Source organism: Martinezella lusitana (genome assembly GCF_016901135.1).
GTDB classification, from domain to species: Bacteria; Pseudomonadota; Alphaproteobacteria; order Rhizobiales; family Rhizobiaceae; genus Rhizobium; species Rhizobium lusitanum_D.
This window is the reverse complement of the sequence record NZ_JAFEVL010000073.1, coordinates 92,090-109,147: the sequence shown is the minus strand read 5'-3', so window position 1 is coordinate 109,147 and position 17,058 is coordinate 92,090. Positions and strand designations below refer to the sequence as shown.

The 17,058-nt window shown below is 60.1% G+C and carries 19 protein-coding genes; 15 read left to right on the top strand and 4 right to left on the bottom strand.

Features of this window, described 5'->3' with window-relative positions:
* Window positions 1–42 precede the first annotated feature (42 nt).
* Window positions 43–894: a 23S rRNA (adenine(2030)-N(6))-methyltransferase RlmJ gene (locus tag JTP94_RS30215; RefSeq protein WP_204854097.1), complete on the top strand. Its 852-nt coding sequence runs from the start codon at window positions 43–45 to the stop codon at window positions 892–894.
* A gap of 30 nt (window positions 895–924) precedes the next feature.
* The gene (locus tag JTP94_RS30210; protein ID WP_204854096.1) at window positions 925–1,518 is read left to right on the top strand and encodes a glutathione S-transferase; all 594 of its coding nucleotides are present in this window, start codon (window positions 925–927) and stop codon (window positions 1,516–1,518) included.
* A gap of 18 nt (window positions 1,519–1,536) precedes the next feature.
* On the opposite strand, the gene JTP94_RS30205 is transcribed toward JTP94_RS30210, so the two are convergent.
* Complete coding sequence (locus JTP94_RS30205) at window positions 1,537–2,433, bottom strand: LysR family transcriptional regulator (protein ID WP_204854095.1); 897 nt, start codon at window positions 2,431–2,433, stop codon at window positions 1,537–1,539.
* A gap of 123 nt (window positions 2,434–2,556) precedes the next feature.
* Here JTP94_RS30205 and JTP94_RS30200 point away from each other — a divergent pair, with 123 nt between their 5' ends.
* A complete protein-coding gene (locus tag JTP94_RS30200) occupies window positions 2,557–3,399 on the top strand; it encodes an oxidoreductase (protein ID WP_204854094.1) in 843 nt (280 codons plus the stop codon).
* Window positions 3,400–3,473: 74 nt separating this feature from the next.
* Here JTP94_RS30200 and JTP94_RS30195 read toward each other — a convergent pair whose 3' ends face one another.
* On the bottom strand, window positions 3,474–4,106 hold the full coding sequence (locus tag JTP94_RS30195; protein ID WP_204854091.1) for an outer membrane protein: 633 nt from the start codon (window positions 4,104–4,106) through the stop codon (window positions 3,474–3,476).
* Window positions 4,107–4,469: 363 nt separating this feature from the next.
* Between JTP94_RS30195 and JTP94_RS30190 the strand changes: the two genes are divergently transcribed.
* The 5 genes from JTP94_RS30190 to JTP94_RS30170 all read left to right on the top strand — a co-directional run bounded on the left by JTP94_RS30190 (window position 4,470) and on the right by JTP94_RS30170 (window position 8,920).
* Entirely contained in the window at window positions 4,470–5,237 is a 768-nt protein-coding gene (locus JTP94_RS30190) for an SDR family oxidoreductase (protein ID WP_204854090.1), read from the top strand.
* Window positions 5,234–7,276 carry an excinuclease ABC subunit UvrC gene (gene uvrC, locus JTP94_RS30185; RefSeq protein ID WP_204854089.1) on the top strand — a complete coding sequence of 681 codons (2,043 nt, stop codon included), beginning with the start codon at window positions 5,234–5,236 and terminating at the stop codon, window positions 7,274–7,276. Before JTP94_RS30190 ends, uvrC begins: the two co-directional genes overlap by 4 nt.
* 210 nt (window positions 7,277–7,486) lie before the next feature.
* Window positions 7,487–8,074, top strand: a complete 588-nt coding sequence (gene pgsA, locus JTP94_RS30180) for a CDP-diacylglycerol--glycerol-3-phosphate 3-phosphatidyltransferase (protein WP_034507715.1) — start codon at window positions 7,487–7,489, stop codon at window positions 8,072–8,074.
* Complete coding sequence (gene moaD, locus JTP94_RS30175; protein WP_204854315.1) at window positions 8,074–8,328, top strand: molybdopterin converting factor subunit 1; 255 nt, start codon at window positions 8,074–8,076, stop codon at window positions 8,326–8,328. Before pgsA ends, moaD begins: the two co-directional genes overlap by 1 nt.
* A gap of 124 nt (window positions 8,329–8,452) precedes the next feature.
* Window positions 8,453–8,920: a molybdenum cofactor biosynthesis protein MoaE gene (locus tag JTP94_RS30170; RefSeq protein ID WP_204854088.1), complete on the top strand. Its 468-nt coding sequence runs from the start codon at window positions 8,453–8,455 to the stop codon at window positions 8,918–8,920.
* A 3-nt stretch (window positions 8,921–8,923) separates the two neighbouring features.
* Here the strand turns inward: JTP94_RS30170 and JTP94_RS30165 are convergent, their stop codons facing one another.
* Window positions 8,924–9,820 carry a branched-chain amino acid ABC transporter permease gene (locus JTP94_RS30165; protein ID WP_204854087.1) on the bottom strand — a complete coding sequence of 299 codons (897 nt, stop codon included), beginning with the start codon at window positions 9,818–9,820 and terminating at the stop codon, window positions 8,924–8,926.
* A gap of 65 nt (window positions 9,821–9,885) precedes the next feature.
* Between JTP94_RS30165 and JTP94_RS30160 the strand changes: the two genes are divergently transcribed.
* Both JTP94_RS30160 and JTP94_RS30155 read left to right on the top strand, forming a co-directional pair.
* Window positions 9,886–10,434, top strand: coding sequence for a CGNR zinc finger domain-containing protein (locus tag JTP94_RS30160; RefSeq protein WP_204854086.1), 549 nt, complete (start codon window positions 9,886–9,888; stop codon window positions 10,432–10,434).
* Window positions 10,431–10,940 carry a hypothetical protein gene (locus JTP94_RS30155; RefSeq protein WP_204854085.1) on the top strand — a complete coding sequence of 170 codons (510 nt, stop codon included), beginning with the start codon at window positions 10,431–10,433 and terminating at the stop codon, window positions 10,938–10,940. The genes JTP94_RS30160 and JTP94_RS30155 overlap by 4 nt, the downstream gene beginning before the upstream one ends.
* Before the next feature lie 72 nt (window positions 10,941–11,012).
* Here JTP94_RS30155 and ndk read toward each other — a convergent pair whose 3' ends face one another.
* A complete protein-coding gene (ndk, locus tag JTP94_RS30150; protein ID WP_034487391.1) occupies window positions 11,013–11,435 on the bottom strand; it encodes a nucleoside-diphosphate kinase in 423 nt (140 codons plus the stop codon).
* A 225-nt stretch (window positions 11,436–11,660) separates the two neighbouring features.
* Here ndk and JTP94_RS30145 point away from each other — a divergent pair, with 225 nt between their 5' ends.
* The 5 genes from JTP94_RS30145 to JTP94_RS30125 all read left to right on the top strand — a co-directional run bounded on the left by JTP94_RS30145 (window position 11,661) and on the right by JTP94_RS30125 (window position 17,036).
* Window positions 11,661–12,170 (top strand): DinB family protein, encoded by a 510-nt coding sequence (locus tag JTP94_RS30145; RefSeq protein WP_204854084.1) that lies wholly within the window; start codon window positions 11,661–11,663, stop codon window positions 12,168–12,170.
* Between the two features lie 161 nt (window positions 12,171–12,331).
* Window positions 12,332–12,838: a hypothetical protein gene (locus JTP94_RS30140; RefSeq protein ID WP_204854083.1), complete on the top strand. Its 507-nt coding sequence runs from the start codon at window positions 12,332–12,334 to the stop codon at window positions 12,836–12,838.
* Window positions 12,839–12,887: 49 nt separating this feature from the next.
* The gene (locus tag JTP94_RS30135; RefSeq protein ID WP_204854082.1) at window positions 12,888–14,777 is read left to right on the top strand and encodes an ABC-F family ATP-binding cassette domain-containing protein; all 1,890 of its coding nucleotides are present in this window, start codon (window positions 12,888–12,890) and stop codon (window positions 14,775–14,777) included.
* Between the two features lie 105 nt (window positions 14,778–14,882).
* Window positions 14,883–15,773: a polysaccharide deacetylase family protein gene (locus tag JTP94_RS30130; RefSeq protein ID WP_204854081.1), complete on the top strand. Its 891-nt coding sequence runs from the start codon at window positions 14,883–14,885 to the stop codon at window positions 15,771–15,773.
* A 156-nt stretch (window positions 15,774–15,929) separates the two neighbouring features.
* Window positions 15,930–17,036, top strand: a complete 1,107-nt coding sequence (locus JTP94_RS30125; RefSeq protein ID WP_204854080.1) for a TRAP transporter substrate-binding protein — start codon at window positions 15,930–15,932, stop codon at window positions 17,034–17,036.
* The last annotated feature ends 22 nt before the right edge of the window (window positions 17,037–17,058 follow it).

Genomic DNA, 17,058 nt, shown 5'->3' with positions numbered 1-17,058 from the left:
TAATCCGGCCCATCGCAACAATTCATGCGGACTTCACCGACAATGAACTATCGGCATATCTACCACGCGGGCAACTTCGCCGATGTGCTCAAGCACGCGGTGCTCGCCCGCCTCGTCCGCTACATGCAGAACAAGGACAAGGCGTTCCGTGTTCTGGACACCCATGCCGGCATCGGACTCTACGATCTCTCTTTGGAGGAAGCGCAGAAGACCGGCGAATGGCAGGATGGTATCGGCCGGCTTCTCGCAGCGGAACTCGTGCCGCAGGTCTCCGATCTGCTGGAGCCCTATCTGACCGCCGTTCGCGAGCTCAATCCCGAAGGCGGCCTGCAATTCTATCCCGGTTCGCCGAAGCTCGCCCGCATGCTGTTCCGCCCGCAGGACCGGCTGTCAGCCATGGAGCTGCACCCCGAGGACTTCCAGCGGCTGCACCGGCTGTTCGAAGGCGACCATCATGCGCGCATCACCGAGCTTGACGGCTGGCTGGCGCTCGGCGCGCATCTGCCGCCGAAGGAGAAGCGCGGCATCGTGCTGGTCGACCCGCCCTTTGAGGAAGACGGCGAATATGAGCGGCTGGTCGGCGGCCTGGCGAGAGCCTGGCACCGCTTTCCCGGTGGTACCTATTGCCTCTGGTATCCGATCAAGAAGGATGCGCCGATCAAGCAGTTTCACGAGGCACTGCAGGCATTGGAGGTGCCGAAGATGCTCTGCGCCGAACTGACGGTCAAAAGCGACCGCGGCTTCGCCGGGCTTACCGGTTCCGGCCTCATCATCGTCAATCCGCCCTTCACGTTGAAGGACGAATTGCATGCGCTGTTGCCGGCGCTGAAAGATATGTTGGCGCAGGACCGCTTCGCCTCGCAACGCGCCTTCTGGCTGCGTGGCGAACATTGATTTCCTCCCGCCCATCCCACAGGTGATCCCATGAGACTTCTCTGCTCGTCCACCTCCCCCTTTTCCAGCAAGGTGCGCATGGCAGCCCGCCATCTCGGCATCGAGCTCGAGGAGATCCGTGTCGATACCAATGCCGGTCCGACGCTCCTCATCGACAACAACCCGCTCGGCAAGATCCCGACATTGCTGACAGGCGATGGCGACGCCATTTTCGACAGCCGCGCCATCATGCATCATTTTCATCGGCTGGAGGGCAAACTCTACCCCTCAAAGAATGGCAAGCGTACCGAGGTGGAGGTTCTGGAAGCTTTGTGCGACGGCACCAACGAGTGCCTCCTGTCGATCGTCTATGAGCGACGCTTTCGCGAGGCGGAGAAGCAGCACCAGCCCTGGATCGACCGGCAATGGACCAAGATAAGCCGCGTCCTCACCCATCTCGATGCCGAGCCGCCGAAGATCGGCAAGAGGCTGCATGCGGGGCATTTCGCGCTCGCTGCCCTCATCGGCTACCTGCAGCTCCGCTTCGAAGGACAATGGGAAGCGGACCATGCCGGCCTGATCGATTGGGCGTATAAATTCGAGAAGCATTTTCCCGACTATCCGACGATGAAGCCGCAGGGCTGACGTCGCCGCGGCTTAGCTCTAGCGGCCGTCGTCGCTCTTCACGAAATCGACAAAAGCGCGCAAGGCCGTCGGCAACTGCCGACGGCTCGGATAATAGAGGAAGAAGCCCGGATAGTAGGGGCACCAGTCCTCCAGCACGCGTATCAGCCGGCCATCCTCCAAGGCCGGCCGGGCGTGATCCTCAAACAGGAAAGCAAGACCGGAGCCATTGACGGCAGCGTCGAGCATTATGTCGAGATCACCGAGCGTCAGTGGTCCCTGTACCTCGATCTCCAGCTCGATGCCCCCGCGTTCGAATTCCCAGCGATAGTAGGTGCCGCTGGCGAAACGGTAGCGGATGCAAGAGTGATCTTTCAGCTCGTACGGCGTGGCCGGTTTGGGGAAACGCTGAAAATATTCGGGCGAGCCGACGATCGCTGTCCGCTGGCGAGGGCCAATGGGGACGGCGATCATGTCGGCGGCGATGCTTTCGCCGAAGCGTATGCCGGCGTCGAAACCGCCAGAGACCGTGTCCACCAGCGCGTCGTCCACCACGATCTCGATTTCGACAGCGGAGTAAGCCCTCAGGAACCGTGACACGATCGGCAGCAACACCATCTTGGCGGCAGGGCGCGGGGCGTTGATGCGCAGCTTGCCGTAGGGCTGGCTGCGGAATTTATCGAGATCATCGAGCGCATCATCGATGTCGAGAAAAGCCGGGCGGATGCGGTCGAACAGGCGCTCGCCGGCCTCCGTCAATCCGACGCCGCGCGTGGTGCGGTTCACCAACCGCACGTCCAACCGTTCCTCGATCGCACGCAGCGAATGGCTGAGTGCGGAAGCCGTCACGCCGAGCTCCACCGCGGCTTTCCGAAAGCTGCGGTGTTGGGCGATCGCCAGGAAGATCGCCAGATCGGTCGAACGGATGCGTCGCATTGATGAGAATTTCTCAGCACTTCATGGAGATGAAAGTAGATTATCTCAACGATGCCAGCAAGCTACCTTTCTCCTGCAAGCGAATTCCACCCACGGAATTGCAAACCGACGAAGGAGAAAGTCATGCGTGTTTGGTTCATTACGGGTGCATCCCGCGGCTTCGGCGCCCTCATCGCTCAGGAAGCCCTCGCCACCGGCGACGCCGTCGTTGCCACGGCCCGCAATCCCGCCGGCCTGGCAGAGAAATTCGGCAATCATCCGAACCTGCTGCCCATCGCGCTCGACGTGTCGAACGAAGCGCAGGCCCATGAAGCCGCTGCGATAGCCGTCAAGCACTTCGGCAAGATCGATATCCTTGTCAACAATGCCGGCTACGGGCTGCTGGGTGCAGTGGAAGAGGCAAGCGCCGAGGAAATCGAAAAGCTTTACGCCACCAACGTCTTCGGTCTGCTGAAAGTTACCCGCGCAATCCTGCCGCATATGCGCCGACAGCGCTCAGGCCATGTGATCAACATGTCCTCGGTCGGTGGCTATCAAAGCTTTGCCGGTTGGGGCGTCTATTGCTCGACAAAGTTCGCGGTCGAAGGCCTGTCCGAAGCAATGGCGACGGAACTGCAGCCGCTCGGCATCAAGGTCACTGTCGTCGAACCCGGTTTCTTCCGGACCGATTTCCTTGACGAAAGCTCGCTCGCCGTCAGCCCGAGCTCGATTGCCGACTATAAGGACACGCCTGCCGGGGCAATGCGCGATTTCGCCGCCGGTCATAACCACGGCCAGCCCGGCGATCCGGCACGGCTTGCAAAGTCGATGATCACGCTTGCACATTCGACCAACCCGCCACTGCGCATGCCTTTCGGCTCCGATACGGTCGGCGCGATCGAGACCAAGAATGAGTATGTCGCCAAGGAGTTGGCCGACTGGCGCGAACTGGCCATATCGACGGATTTCCCAAAGGACGCCGCATAAATATTCAGAAGCATGAAATAGAAAAAGCCGGGGCAAGAACCCCGGCTTTTTCTTCAGTCTATGCCGTCCAGTGATTAGAACTTCACGCCGATACCGACCTTGACGCTCTGCTCGTCGTAGCCACGCGAGAAGCTGCCGGAGTCGAGGTTGAAGTCCTTCTTGCCGTAGTCGGTGTAACGGTATTCGAGACGAGCCGTGATGTTGTGGGTGATGAAGGTTTCAGCACCAGCACCGACCGTGTAGCCAACTGCCGTCTTGCTTTCAGACGAGGTATCGTCGGAGAGCTTGTTCTGGCCGATTGCCAGACCAGCCGTGCCGTACAGCATGAACGGGTTGAAATCGTAACCGAGACGGCCGCGAACCGAGCCATTGACGCCGTTCTTGGCAGTCAGGCCATTGCGTGATGTCTCAGAGTCGGCGTAACCGAGGTCACCTTCGATACCGTATACGATCTGGCCCTGCTGCCAGTTGTAGCCGGTGAAGGCACCACCGCCGAAGGCGTAGCTGTTGCCGGTGCGGTTGAAGTGACCCTTGTTCCAGTCGCCTTCGCCACCGATGTAGAAGCCGGACCAATTGTTGACGACCGGAGCTGCTTCCTGAGCAACGGGCGGCTGCGGAACCTGCTCAACAGCGTCAGCAGCCTGAGCTGCGGTGTAGCCCCCGAGAGCGAAAGCGGAGACCATGAGGGTCGTTACGAGAGTACGCATACTTTTCTCCTTTCAGTCCCGTGTGCTTCGTCTACTATCTTTGACTTCGAAGCGTCACGAGCAATTAAAACAAATCCCTCCCGGATCGAGGTTGAAATTGGAGTGCAAATGAGGAATTGGAAGAGCCAAAATATGATATCATTGTGGCACAGACATGGCTGAATTTCGATGTTGCTTCAGCGCAACAGACGAATTGTTAACCATAACCAATGGTTAAAGCATGTATACTTATTTTAATCCAAATATATATCAAGATCTACATAAGAGACGTCAAGAGCGTCATTCGCTCAAGCACCTTTTCATATGGTGTATCGACGCCCTATATGAGCTTCGATTGGGTAACGACGAGAAGAAGGCGGTATCTTGAGCCAGGAAGAACTTCGCACGGCGTTGATAACCGGTGCGTCAAAAAGAATAGGCAGGGCAATAGCCGAGGATCTGTCGGCCAATGGCTTCGCGGTGGCGCTGCATGCCAACCAATCCTTCGCCGAGGCGGCGGAAATCGTGGCGGAATTGCAGCAAAAGGGCAGGAAGGCGATTGCGATCAAGGCCGATCTGCAAAATTTCGGGGAGACGTCAACCCTTGTCGAGAGAGTCACCTACGCACTCGGTCCGCTTGATCTGCTGGTCAACAACGCCTCCGCTTTCCTCGGCGATTCCGCCGACCGGTTCGACGCCGAAGCCTTCGAGGCGCACTTCGCGGTGCATGTCCGCGCGCCCTCGATCCTCGCAGCCGATTTCGTCCGGCAGCTTCCCGAACCCAATCCGGGATTGATCGTCAACATGATCGACCAGAGGGTCTGGGCGCTCAACCCGCGCTTCTATTCCTACACGCTGTCGAAGGCGGCACTTTGGACGGCGACCCAGACGATGGCTCAGAGCTTTGCCCCCCGCATCCGCGTCAACGCGATCGGCCCGGGGCCGACAGTGCGCAGCGCGCGACAGACGGAAGAGGACTTTCAGGCCCAGATCGACGGCCTCATATTGAAGGCGGCGCCGGGGCTCGGAGAATTCGGCCGCACCATCCGCTTTCTTTTTGACACGCCCTCGATCACGGGCCAAATGATAGCGCTCGACGGTGGCCAGCATCTTGCCTGGGAAACGCCTGACGTGGCGGAGAGTGCGGAATGAATGGAAGAAAGCTGCCCGATGGCGGCATTCTCTACGACGAATCAGAGGATATAGAAGACGACATCGAGGTGGAGGGCGATGCCGCCGCCTCCCCTGTCGCGCCCGTCGACTGGAACGAAGGCGGCAAGAACGAGACCGGCTTGCGCGGCGCGGAATTGATCGCCGAATTCGTCAAACGGCTGCCGAACAATCCCGGCGTCTACCGCATGTTCAACGAAGACGGAGACGTGCTCTATGTCGGCAAGGCACGCAGCCTGAAGAAGCGTGTCGCCAATTATGCCATGGGCCGGGTGCATTCCAACCGCATCGCCCGGATGGTGCGCGAAACCGCCAATATGGAGTTCGTCACCACGCGCACCGAGACGGAAGCGCTGCTGCTGGAAGCGAATCTGATCAAGCGCTTGCGGCCGCGCTTCAACGTCTTGCTGCGGGACGACAAGTCCTTTCCCTATATTCTCATCACCGGCGATCACCGGGCGCCAGCGATCTTCAAGCATCGCGGCGCGCGGGCTCGCAAGGGCGACTATTTCGGCCCGTTCGCCTCGGCCGGCGCCGTCGGCCGCACCATCAATTCGCTGCAGCGCGCCTTTCTGATCCGCACCTGCGCCGACAGTGTTTTCGAAACGCGCACCCGGCCCTGTCTGCTCTATCAGATCAAGCGCTGTTCGGGGCCTTGCACGCATGAGATCAGCGACGAAGGCTATGCCCAGCTGGTGCAGGAAGCGAAGGATTTCCTTTCCGGCAAGAGCCAGAACGTCAAGGCCCATATGGCCGAAGAAATGAACGCCGCTGCCGAGGATCTCGATTTCGAGCGTGCCGCGGTCTTCCGCGACCGGCTGGCCGCGCTGTCGCATGTGCAGAGCCACCAGGGCATCAATCCGGCCGGCGTCGAGGAGGCCGATGTCTTCGCCATCCATCATGAGGGCGGCATCTCTTGCATCCAGGTCTTCTTCTTCCGCACCGGTCAGAATTGGGGCAACCGCGCCTATTTCCCCAAGGCCGACCCATCACTCTCAGGCGCCGAAGTGCTGAACGCCTTCCTGGCGCAGTTCTATGACGACAAGCCAGTGCCCAAGCAGATCCTGCTTTCGGAGACGGTCGAGGAAATCGAGCTGCTGGCGGCGGCACTCAGCGAGAAGACGGGCCACAAAGTCGCGATTCTGGTGCCACAGCGGGGCGAGAAGCGCGATCTGGTCGATCATGTCGTTGCCAACGCCCGCGAGGCACACGGCCGCAAGCTCGCGGAGACCGCCTCGCAATCGCGGTTGCTCGAAGGCTTCAAGGAGACCTTCAAACTTCCTTATGTGCCGCAACGTATCGAGATCTACGATAACTCGCATATCATGGGCACGAATGCGGTCGGCGGCATGGTCGTGGCCGGGCCGGAAGGCTTCGTCAAAGGCCAGTATCGCAAGTTCAACATCAAATCGACCGACATCACGCCTGGCGACGACTTCGGCATGATGCGCGAAGTGATGACAAGGCGCTTCTCCCGCCTGCTGAAGGAAGAAGGCAAGCCCGACCGCAGCACTGCGACGGAAGCTCCCGCCGCCGATGCAGCCGACCAGCCCTTCCCCGCCTGGCCCGACGTCATCCTCATCGACGGCGGCCAGGGGCAGATGACGGCCGTGCGCACCATTCTCGACGAACTGGGGGTAACCGACAGCGTCATCGCCATCGGCGTCGCCAAGGGTGTCGACCGCGACGCCGGACGCGAGCGTTTCTTCGCCACTTCCCGCGAGAGCTTCACCCTGCCGCCGCGCGATCCCGTGCTCTACTTCATCCAACGCCTGCGCGACGAAGCCCACCGTTTTGCCATTGGTTCGCATCGCGCCCGGCGCAAGAAGGAGATGATCAAGAATCCGCTGGATGAAATCGGCGGTATCGGCCCTTCGCGCAAGCGGGCACTGCTACAGCATTTCGGCACCGCCAAGGCCGTGTCGCGCGCCGCCCTGTCCGATCTGATGGCTGTGGAAGGCATATCGGAAGCCGTAGCGCAGCAGGTCTACAACCATTTCCATGAAGACACCGCCAAATAAAAAAAGCCGGTCGCAAATTCCACGCAATGACGGTGAAAGAACAGTAAGAATATTGACGATAGGGTAATCAAACCATCATCTAGGCGTGATCCCAAAAAGTGCGGAACGGTTTTTGGATAAGATCATGCTCAATCAAATGGCTGGGGCGAGATGAGGCTTTGATAAAGGCTCACCAAGATCCGCCGATACAACCGAAACGAAACGATTTCCATGGCTTCGCGCGCTTACAGCATTCCCAATCTGCTCACCTACGGCCGCATCATCTGCGTACCCCTGATCGTCCTGTGCTTCTTCATCGAGGGCAAGCTCGAAGGCTCCGATTTTGCGCGATGGGTTGCGCTCTGGATCTTCGTCATCGCCTCGCTCACCGACTTTCTCGACGGCTATCTCGCGCGCATCTGGAACCAGACCTCGAATATCGGCCGCATGCTCGATCCGATCGCCGACAAACTGCTGGTCTCTGCGATCCTGCTGCTGGTCGCGGCTGACGGCACGATCGCCGGCTGGTCGCTTTGGGCGGCGATCATCATTCTCTGCCGTGAAATACTGGTATCCGGCCTGCGCGAATATCTTGCCGCCTTGAAGGTGAGCGTTCCCGTGACGCGCATCGCGAAGTGGAAGACGACCGCGCAGCTCGTGGCCATCGCCTTCCTTCTCGCTGGGCCGGCTGGCGACAAGGTGCTACCCTATACGACGGAGATCGGCATCGTCCTGCTCTGGGTCGCGGCGCTGCTGACCATCTACACCGGCTACGACTATTTCCGCGCCGGCCTGAAGCATATCGTGGATGATGAATGATGACGAAGCTCGTCTATTTTGCCTGGGTGCGCGAGCGGATCGGCAGGGCCGAAGAGGAGATTTCTCTTCCCGCCGAGGTGATCACCGTCGGTGATCTCCTTAACCATTTGAAGACCTTGGGGGAAGAATACGAGACGGCGCTGCAGTTTCCGGAGGCGATCCGCGTCGCCATCAATATGGAGCATGCCGATCATGACGAACCGATCGCCGGCGCCCGGGAGATCGGGCTCTTTCCGCCGATGACCGGGGGGTGAGGAGCGGTCGGGCAAAGCCCGAGCAATCGATCCAGTGAATCGATTGCAGCGACGAACGCCCTGAGCCCTGGCGAAGGGCCGGGAGTTTCCGCAAACTCTTTGAGTGGGCGATAAGGAAATTACAATGATCACACCATTCGTCAAAGTTCAGCAGGAAGATTTCGATCTCCAGACGGAAATCGACAGCCTCACGAATGGACGGCATGACATCGGCGCGGTCGTCACCTTTTCCGGCCTCTGCCGCGATGAAGGCGGCGCGCTCGGCGCACTCGAATTGGAACATTATCCCGGCATGGCGGAGGCGGAGATCAGCCGCATCGCCAACCTCGCCATCGAACGCTTCGGGCTTTTCGGCCTGACCGCCATCCACCGCTACGGCAAGATTGTGCCCGGCGAAAACATCGTCCTCGTCATTGCGGCGGCGCCTCACAGGCAGGCCGCCTTCGACGGCGCCAATTTCGTCATGGACTTCCTGAAGACTTCGGCGCCCTTCTGGAAGAAGGAACATGCCAAGGATGGCAAGGTGGGTGATTGGATTTCGGCCAGGGATGCCGACGATACCGCTCGGGCCAAATGGGCAGCGAAGAAATAGGCCTCAGGGAACGACCCGCTCGCGGCGGCTCAATATCAGCAGCAGAACGAGCAGCGAGAAGATGACGAAGTCGCGCCACAGGAACGGGCCGTACGCTCCCCACATTGTCTCCCCCAGACCGAGCAGCGCCGCACCGCCCGCCGACTTCAACGGGTCGGAATAGCCCCCGACCGCCGCGATCATCAGAACCTTGAGCCCGAACATCAGCCCTGCCCCGAAATCCATCGTGCCGTAATAGGAGGTGGCCAGCAGTCCGCAGATGGTCGCGACCAGCGCCGAGGCGACATAGGCGATCAGGAAGACGCGGTTGGCGCTTGCGCCGCAAAGCTCGGCGGCCAGCGCGTCGTCCGTCACCGCCCGCCAGATACGTCCCCATCCGGTGCATCTAAGGACATAGGTGCCGGCGACGATCACCAGGATCATCAGTGCCGTGTTGAGCAACTGGATCTCGGTGAGCGTTACGCGGAAATCGCCGGTATCCCAGAACACGACAGCGCCATTCAGGAAGGGTGGCAGCCAGATGCCGCGCGTGTTGGAGGCCAGCCGCGCCGTCTCCATCAGGATGATCATCATGCCGAGTGCGGCGACGATGATGGTATTCGGCGATTTGCGTGACAAGGGCAGCATGATCGCGCGGCCGACGAGAAAACTGGTGCCCAGCGTATAGGCTGCGGCGACGACCGCGCCGAAGGCGAAGGCGGCCGGCAGGATCAGATATAGTCTGGTGTAGCCGACGTCGGTGAACAGCACCAGCATCTGGCCGGCGAAAGCGAAGAGAGCGCCATAGGTGATATCGGCCCGCTTCATGACCCCGAAGGCAATGGCATAGCCGAAGGCCAGCGCGGCATAGAGCGCGGCGAGCGGAACGGCATTCGCCAATTGCTGCAGAAGATAGGCCATGAACTCCTCCGAGGATAGATAAATAGTAACTGGCAAAATCAATTTTACCAGTTATAATTTTCAGCATGAGTTTTTCCTGGACCCCACATCGCTTTTCCGGTGGCGCCTTGGCACTCGATGTCGCCAACAGCGTGATCCTGCGTCATGACGACGAACGGCGGATCGACCGCTTCGAGGGATCGGGACAGATGGAAAGCTTTCCGAAAGCGGCCGCGAATTTCTGTGCCGAGCGGGCGCTTTTCGGCGATATCCTGCCGGTCAGACAGGAAAACAGAACCGATTTCATCGGATTGCGCGAGGCGATCGACCGTTACTTTCGTGCACGCGTCCTCGACGGCGCGGCCGATGCGCTGCTCGCCGAATTGCTGGCGGCGCTGGCGCAAGTCCTGCGGCGAGCCTCCTCCGATGGGCTGGAGGCGGCGACGGTGCACTCCACACTGCGCCTGATCGCCATGCCTGATCCGGAGCGGATGAAAATCTGCCGCAACTGCGGCTGGCTCTTCATCGATCGCAGCAAGAACAAAAGCCGCGCCTGGTGCGACATGGCGGTCTGCGGCAACCGTGCCAAGGCAAGCCGGCACTACCGGCGCAAGAAGGAGGAGACTGCGCCATGACAATTCGAACGATCCTGCTGACAGCCACGATCGCAGGGCTGGCGCTTGCCGGCTGCCAAAGGCAGGCCGATGACGGCCCGACCCAGCTGAGCGGCCGCCTCTTCATATTCAATTATCGCGTGGCTACCGCCAGCTATATGATCACGCTCAAGAAGATCGCCCCGATCCCCGAGGGAACGACGGCCATCGCGGAATTCGAAAATCCCGCCGGTGGCGATCCCCTTGTGGTTCGGCAGAAGATCTATACCTTCTGGGACAAGATCACGCTCGAAAGCCCGGATCTGCGCTGCGTGCGCAAGGATCGTCCCTATTCCGTCTCGATCAAATTGGTGGATGCAAGCGACAAGACGATCCAGACAATCAATACCGAAGTGAAGTCCGATCTCGACCAGACCGTGCTGCCGACGAAACCTCTGGTCGTCGGCCCGGTCTACACCGCAAACCCGGATGTCTTCAAGGGCGACGGCAGCGTCGATTATGGGCACGATGCCGCCTGCCCGGCATGAAAAAAGCCGGGATGCGATCCCGGCTTTCATGAGTCAATTCAATGGGTTCAGCGCAAGAGCTGAAAGGCCGATTCAGCCGACGATTTCGGTTTCGGAGAACCAGTAGGCGATTTCGACGGCAGCCGTTTCCGGAGCGTCGGAGCCGTGAACGGAGTTTTCGCCGATCGACAAAGCATGGATCTTGCGGATCGTGCCTTCAGCGGCGTTGGCCGGGTTGGTCGCGCCCATGATTTCGCGGTTCTTCAGGATGGCGCCTTCGCCTTCCAGGACCTGAACGACGGTCGGGCCGGAGGTCATGCCTTCGACGAGTTCGCCGAAGAAGGGGCGTTCCTTGTGAACGGCGTAGAAGCCTTCGGCTTCGCGCTTGCTCATCCAGACGCGCTTGGAGGCGATGACGCGCAGGCCGTTGTCTTCAAAAATCTTGGTGATGGCGCCGGTCAGATTGCGCTTCGTTGCGTCCGGCTTGATCATCGAGAAAGTACGTTCAATCGCCATGGGTCCGTTCCTTGTAATCAGAGAAAAGTGGGCGGTCTTTACCCGCCCCACAGCCCGAAAACAAGGGGGATAGCCCAATTTCACGCCGCTGTCACAGTACGAGCGGCTGATTCGCAAGCAACTAGGTGGCGAAGCAGCCGTTCATCGGCGGACTTAGCGGATGGTCTCGGTTCACTTGCTCAATTCTGTTTCGGGTTGGTCTCATAGCCATGGAGGAAAAGCCATATGCTCAGACATTTCAAAATGCTCGCCGATTACAATCGTTGGGCCAATGTTCAAGTCTATGACGCCGCCGCCCGGCTCAGCGATGCGGAATTTCATGAGGATCGCGGTGCCTTCTTCGGCTCGCTGCATGGAACGCTGAACCATCTGCTGGTAACGGACCGATTGTGGATGCACCGATTCAACGGAATCGGCGAGCCACCGGCGGCTCTAGGTGTCGTTCTGCATGACGATCTCGCAGGGCTGCGGGAGATGCGCGAGGTCGAGGATCGGCGTATGATCACCTGGGCCGAGACGCTCGACGCCACAGCCCTTGCCGCCGACATCACCTATACATCCGTCCTCCGGCCGGGCGCGATCATCCATCCGCTCCATCTGGCGATCGCGCATATGTTCAACCATCAGACCCATCACCGCGGTCAATGCCACATGATCCTGACGGCGTTGGGCAAACCATCGCTAGTGCTGGACCTCTTGTATTTCCTGCGCAGTGAAGGGCAGCACTGGATGTAAGCAGGAGGCGAGCAGGCACCCAGTGGCTTCGACCAAGCGTTGCTCAAGTCGCTAATTTTGGCACGTAATCACACGGATAGGCGGTTTCGTTCATGTTGCCTTAACCTGCGCGCCTGCAAGTTGGAGAGATATATCAGCCGGGTGGCAGTCAGAGAGCAGGCATGAAGAGTTCGCAGACAGGCGTTTCCACGTATTCCGTCGACAATAATGACGATGAAACTGAGACCGAGCTCGAGATCATCGGCCGCTTCATGACGCGGCTGAAGATCAGGAGCCTGCCGCGCAACTATCAGCTCTTTCACGAGGCGCTCTACGGGCAGGACCGCTTTCTTGCCAGCGAGATCGAAGCGCTCGGCCCCCACCCCTCGCAAACCAGGCTCGATGAGATCGGCCTGAAGCATCGCCTTGTCAGTCATTGCGGGCTGGTCGCGCGGAAATCCGAAAGCGATGCGGCCGACATGCTGCGCGAGGTGGCGGATCAGCTTGCCAAAGGGCTGAAGAAGCAGCGGCTTTTTGCCCGCGAGGTCGGGACGGTGCCGAATGCCAGCGCCGCTCTGGACAGCCTCCATGCGTCGCTGAGCAATCTCATGCTCTATGAGACCGAGCTGATCGAGAGGTTGAAGAACTGCGCGAACCTGCCGGAGCCCAAGCGGCGCGCAGACGCCTGAACGCTTTCGCGCTCTTGCCTTCGGCGCCGAGTTCGGCCAAAACCGCGCCATGATTTCGATTTCAGACCTTTCCGCCCGCATTGCCGGCCGCCTTCTCATCGACCATGCCAACGTGACGCTTCCAGCGGGCACGAAGGCCGGCCTTGTCGGCAAGAATGGCGCTGGCAAATCCACCCTTTTTAGGATCATCACCGGCGACTTTGCCCCCGAAAGCGGCTCGGTTTCGATCCCGCGCAATGCCCGCATCGGCCAGGTCGCGCAGGAAGCGCCTGGCACCGAGGAACCGCTGATCGATATTGTGCTCGCGGCCGACAAGGAGCGCGCTGCGCTGCTTACGGAAGCCGAGACGGCAACCGATCCGCATCGCATCGCCGACATCCAGACGCGGCTTGCCGATATCGGCGCGCATGCGGCCGAAGCGCGCGCCGCCAGCATCCTTGCCGGTCTCGGCTTCGATCACGAGGCGCAAAAGCGCCCGGCCTCCTCGTTTTCCGGCGGATGGCGCATGCGTGTTGCGCTTGCCGCTGTGCTGTTTTCCGAGCCGGACCTTTTGCTGCTCGACGAACCGACGAACTATCTCGACCTCGAAGGCACGCTCTGGCTGGAAGATTACATCCGCCGCTATCCGCACACGGTCATCATCATCTCGCACGACCGAGACCTCCTGAATACGGCTGTTAATGCGATCGTCCATCTCGACCAGAAGAAACTCACCTTCTATCGCGGCTCCTACGACCAGTTCGAGCGGCAGAAGGCGGAGGCCGACGAACTGCAGACGAAAGCCAAAGCGAAGAACGACGCGGCACGCAAGCATCTGCAAAGCTTCATCGACCGCTTCAAGGCCAAGGCTACGAAGGCGCGGCAGGCGCAATCACGCGTCAAGGCACTGGAGCGGATGGGGACTGTCGCTGCCGTTATCGAAGATCATGTGATGGGCTTCAGCTTTCCGGAGCCCGAAAAGCAGCCCGCATCGCCCATTATCGCAGTCAGCGGCGGCGCCGTCGGCTATGAGCCGGGCAAGCCGATCCTGAAGCGCCTGAGCCTGCGTATCGACGCGGACGACCGCATCGCCCTGCTCGGCTCGAACGGCAACGGCAAATCGACATTCGCAAAATTCATCTCGGGCCGCCTCGATGCCGAGAGCGGCGATGTGAAGCTGGCACCGAGCCTGAAGATCGGCTTCTTTGCCCAACACCAGCTCGACGATCTCATGCCGAACCAGACGGCTGTCGAGCACGTGCGCCGCCGCATGCCCGAAGCACCGGAAGCGAAGGTGCGCGCCCGCGTCGCGCAGATGGGCCTCGCGACGGAGAAGATGGACACGCAGGTCAAGGATCTCTCCGGCGGCGAAAAGGCGCGGCTGCTGATGGGCCTTGCCGCTTTCGACGCGCCGAACCTGCTGATCCTCGACGAGCCGACCAACCATCTGGATATCGACAGCCGCAATGCGCTGATCCAGGCGTTGAACGATTATTCCGGCGCTGTCATCCTCATCTCGCACGACCGCCATCTGATCGAGGCGACGGTCGACCAGCTGTGGCTGGTGCGCGACGGCACGGTTTCGACCTTCGACGGCGACCTCGAAGATTACCGCAGCCTCGTCGTCGCGAGCCCGAAGCCGAGGGATGACAAGGCCAAGGCGAACGGCAGCGACGATTCGGTCTCCAAGGCGGATCAGCGCAAGCTCAATGCCGATCGCCGCGCTTCGCTGGCGCCGCTCAGGAAGAAGATCAACGAAATCGAATCCTTGACCGGCAAGCTTGAGAAATTGATTCACGCGCTTGATGCGGAACTTGCGGATCCCATCCTCTACGAGAAGGCACCGACCAAGGCTGCAGAGAAGGCAAAGCAGCGCGCCGATGCCGTCGAAAAGCTCGCGGCGGCCGAAGAGCAATGGCTGGAACTTTCGTCCGAATATGAAAGCGCAATGGCCGGCTAGTGCCGGCGAATTCTTAACCGTTTCGGGGTCGATCCTAACCGATCATTAACCATAATTACGGAAAGTACGCCCAACCTTCATTGACATAAGTGTTGAGCGATTCCGATGAACTACCGTGTTTTACTGGCTGGCCTTGCCGTGTCCCTGGCTCTGGGAGGGTGTGCCACCAAACCGGGCAATGAAGCATCGCTCAAAACCGGCTATGCGGCCGAAGAGCCGCGCCACAAGCCGCTGAAAGCCAACGACCCGGTCGAGATGGAGCCGAACAAATGGCTCGTCGCCGATCTCGAGACCCGAGACCTGGCGAGCATAAATGGCCCGCACAATCTGGCCGGCCGGACGCTGGAAGTCTCTTCGCTCAAGGACATCAATCTGGCCGACAAGGAGGTCATCCTGACTTTCGATGACGGCCCTGCCCCCGGCAAGACCGAGCGCATTCTCGCCACGCTCGACAAATTCGGCGTCAAGGCGACGTTCATGATGGTCGGCGAAATGGCGCAAGCCCATCCGGCAACCGCCCGGGAAGTCTTTGCCCGCGGCGACACCATCGGCAGCCATACCTTCCGCCATCCCGACCTCGACAAGATGAGCTTCGACATGGCGATGGCCGAGATCGCCAAGGGCAAGAATGCCGTCTCCAAGATCATTGGCACCGAAATACCGTTCTTTCGCTTCCCTTACCTCGCCGACTCCAAACGCCTGCGCGCCGCCGTTGCCGCCCGCGACATGATCGTCATGGACGTCGATGTCGACAGCAAGGACTATTTCACCTCCACGCCAGCCTCTGTCGCGGCTCGAACGATGAGGCAGCTACACGAGCGCGGGCGCGGCATCATCCTGATGCATGACATCCACCAGCGTACCGTGACCATGCTGCCGGCCCTTCTGATCCGCCTCGAGAAGGAGGGTTACAAGGTCGTGACGCTCAAGTACAAGCACGCTCCGGCACCGGCGACCAATCTCGTCGCCCAGGCCGACATCAAGTTCACGCGCTGAGGGCCTGAAGTCGGAGAGCGGTTTCCTGCGGCAAACATCAGTCAGTGGTTGCAAGATCTTCGGATGCGCTTGAAAGGCGCCGAGCGGCGTGATTAGTTGCGGCGTGATCACGAAGAGCGGGCCAGCCCGCCCGCTCGAATCCGGGGGGAGTAATAGATGGATCGTCGTTCATTTCTGAGGAAAGCCGGCGTGGCCGGCGCCGGCTCGGTTGCAGCCGCGGCCCTTGCGGCTCCGGCTATTGCCCAGAGCAATCCAAAAATCAATTGGCGCCTGACCTCGTCGTTTCCGAAATCGCTCGATACGATCTACGGCGGCGGTGAAGTGCTGTCGAAATATGTATCGGAAGCGACCGACGGCAATTTCAGCATCCAGGTCTTCGCGGCCGGCGAAATCGTGCCCGGCCTGCAGGCTGCCGACGCCACCTCGGCAGCCACAGTCGAGGCCTGCCACACAGTCTCCTATTATTATTGGGGCAAGGATCCGGTCTGGGCACTGGGCGCTGCCGTTCCCTTCGCCCTCAATGCCCGCGGCATGAATGCCTGGCAATATCACGGCGGCGGCATCGACCTCTTCAACGAATTCCTGGCAACGCAGGGGCTGATCGGCTTTCCCGGCGGCAATACCGGCGTGCAGATGGGCGGCTGGTTCCGCAAGGAGATCAATTCGGTCGCCGACCTCAAGGGCCTGAAGATGCGCATCGGCGGCTTTGCCGGCAAGGTGGTGGAGCGTCTTGGCGTCGTGCCGCAGCAGATCGCCGGCGGCGACATCTATCCGGCGCTGGAAAAGGGTACAATCGACGCGGCCGAATGGGTCGGCCCCTATGACGACGAGAAGCTCGGCTTCTACAAGGTTGCGCCCTACTACTACTATCCCGGCTGGTGGGAAGGCGGCCCGACCGTGCACTTCATGTTCAACAAAGCGGCTTATGAGGGCCTGCCGAAGGCCTATCAGTCGCTGCTGCGCACCGCCGCCCAGGCGACCGACGCCAACATGCTGCAGAAGTACGATTATCTGAACCCGGCCGCCATCAAGCGCGTCGTCGCCGAAGGCGCCAAGCTGCGTCCGTTCAGCACCGAAATCATGAACGCCTGCTTCGAGAAGTCGAACGAGGTCTATGCCGAAATGGAAGCCTCGAACCCAACGTTCAAGAAGATCTGGGAGTCGATCAAGGGCTTCCGCGGCCAGCATTATCTCTATGCGCAAGTCGCGGAATATAGCTATGACGTCTACATGATGACGCTGCAGCGCGCCGGCAAGATTTGATCAGCGAACTGGAAACAAGAAA

Coding starts and splice junctions, on each gene's coding strand:
- ndk (WP_034487391.1), bottom strand. CDS start 11,435: ATGGCGATTGAACGTACTTTCTCGATGATCAAGCCGGACGCAACGAAG.
- JTP94_RS30215 (WP_204854097.1), top strand. CDS start 43: ATGAACTATCGGCATATCTACCACGCGGGCAACTTCGCCGATGTGCTC.
- JTP94_RS30200 (WP_204854094.1), top strand. CDS start 2,557: ATGCGTGTTTGGTTCATTACGGGTGCATCCCGCGGCTTCGGCGCCCTC.
- pgsA (WP_034507715.1), top strand. CDS start 7,487: ATGGCTTCGCGCGCTTACAGCATTCCCAATCTGCTCACCTACGGCCGC.
- JTP94_RS30160 (WP_204854086.1), top strand. CDS start 9,886: ATGAGTTTTTCCTGGACCCCACATCGCTTTTCCGGTGGCGCCTTGGCA.
- JTP94_RS30135 (WP_204854082.1), top strand. CDS start 12,888: ATGATTTCGATTTCAGACCTTTCCGCCCGCATTGCCGGCCGCCTTCTC.
- moaD (WP_204854315.1), top strand. CDS start 8,074: ATGACGAAGCTCGTCTATTTTGCCTGGGTGCGCGAGCGGATCGGCAGG.
- JTP94_RS30170 (WP_204854088.1), top strand. CDS start 8,453: ATGATCACACCATTCGTCAAAGTTCAGCAGGAAGATTTCGATCTCCAG.
- uvrC (WP_204854089.1), top strand. CDS start 5,234: ATGAATGGAAGAAAGCTGCCCGATGGCGGCATTCTCTACGACGAATCA.
- JTP94_RS30140 (WP_204854083.1), top strand. CDS start 12,332: ATGAAGAGTTCGCAGACAGGCGTTTCCACGTATTCCGTCGACAATAAT.
- JTP94_RS30165 (WP_204854087.1), bottom strand. CDS start 9,820: ATGGCCTATCTTCTGCAGCAATTGGCGAATGCCGTTCCGCTCGCCGCG.
- JTP94_RS30195 (WP_204854091.1), bottom strand. CDS start 4,106: ATGCGTACTCTCGTAACGACCCTCATGGTCTCCGCTTTCGCTCTCGGG.
- JTP94_RS30155 (WP_204854085.1), top strand. CDS start 10,431: ATGACAATTCGAACGATCCTGCTGACAGCCACGATCGCAGGGCTGGCG.
- JTP94_RS30125 (WP_204854080.1), top strand. CDS start 15,930: ATGGATCGTCGTTCATTTCTGAGGAAAGCCGGCGTGGCCGGCGCCGGC.
- JTP94_RS30210 (WP_204854096.1), top strand. CDS start 925: ATGAGACTTCTCTGCTCGTCCACCTCCCCCTTTTCCAGCAAGGTGCGC.
- JTP94_RS30205 (WP_204854095.1), bottom strand. CDS start 2,433: ATGCGACGCATCCGTTCGACCGATCTGGCGATCTTCCTGGCGATCGCC.
- JTP94_RS30145 (WP_204854084.1), top strand. CDS start 11,661: ATGCTCAGACATTTCAAAATGCTCGCCGATTACAATCGTTGGGCCAAT.
- JTP94_RS30130 (WP_204854081.1), top strand. CDS start 14,883: ATGAACTACCGTGTTTTACTGGCTGGCCTTGCCGTGTCCCTGGCTCTG.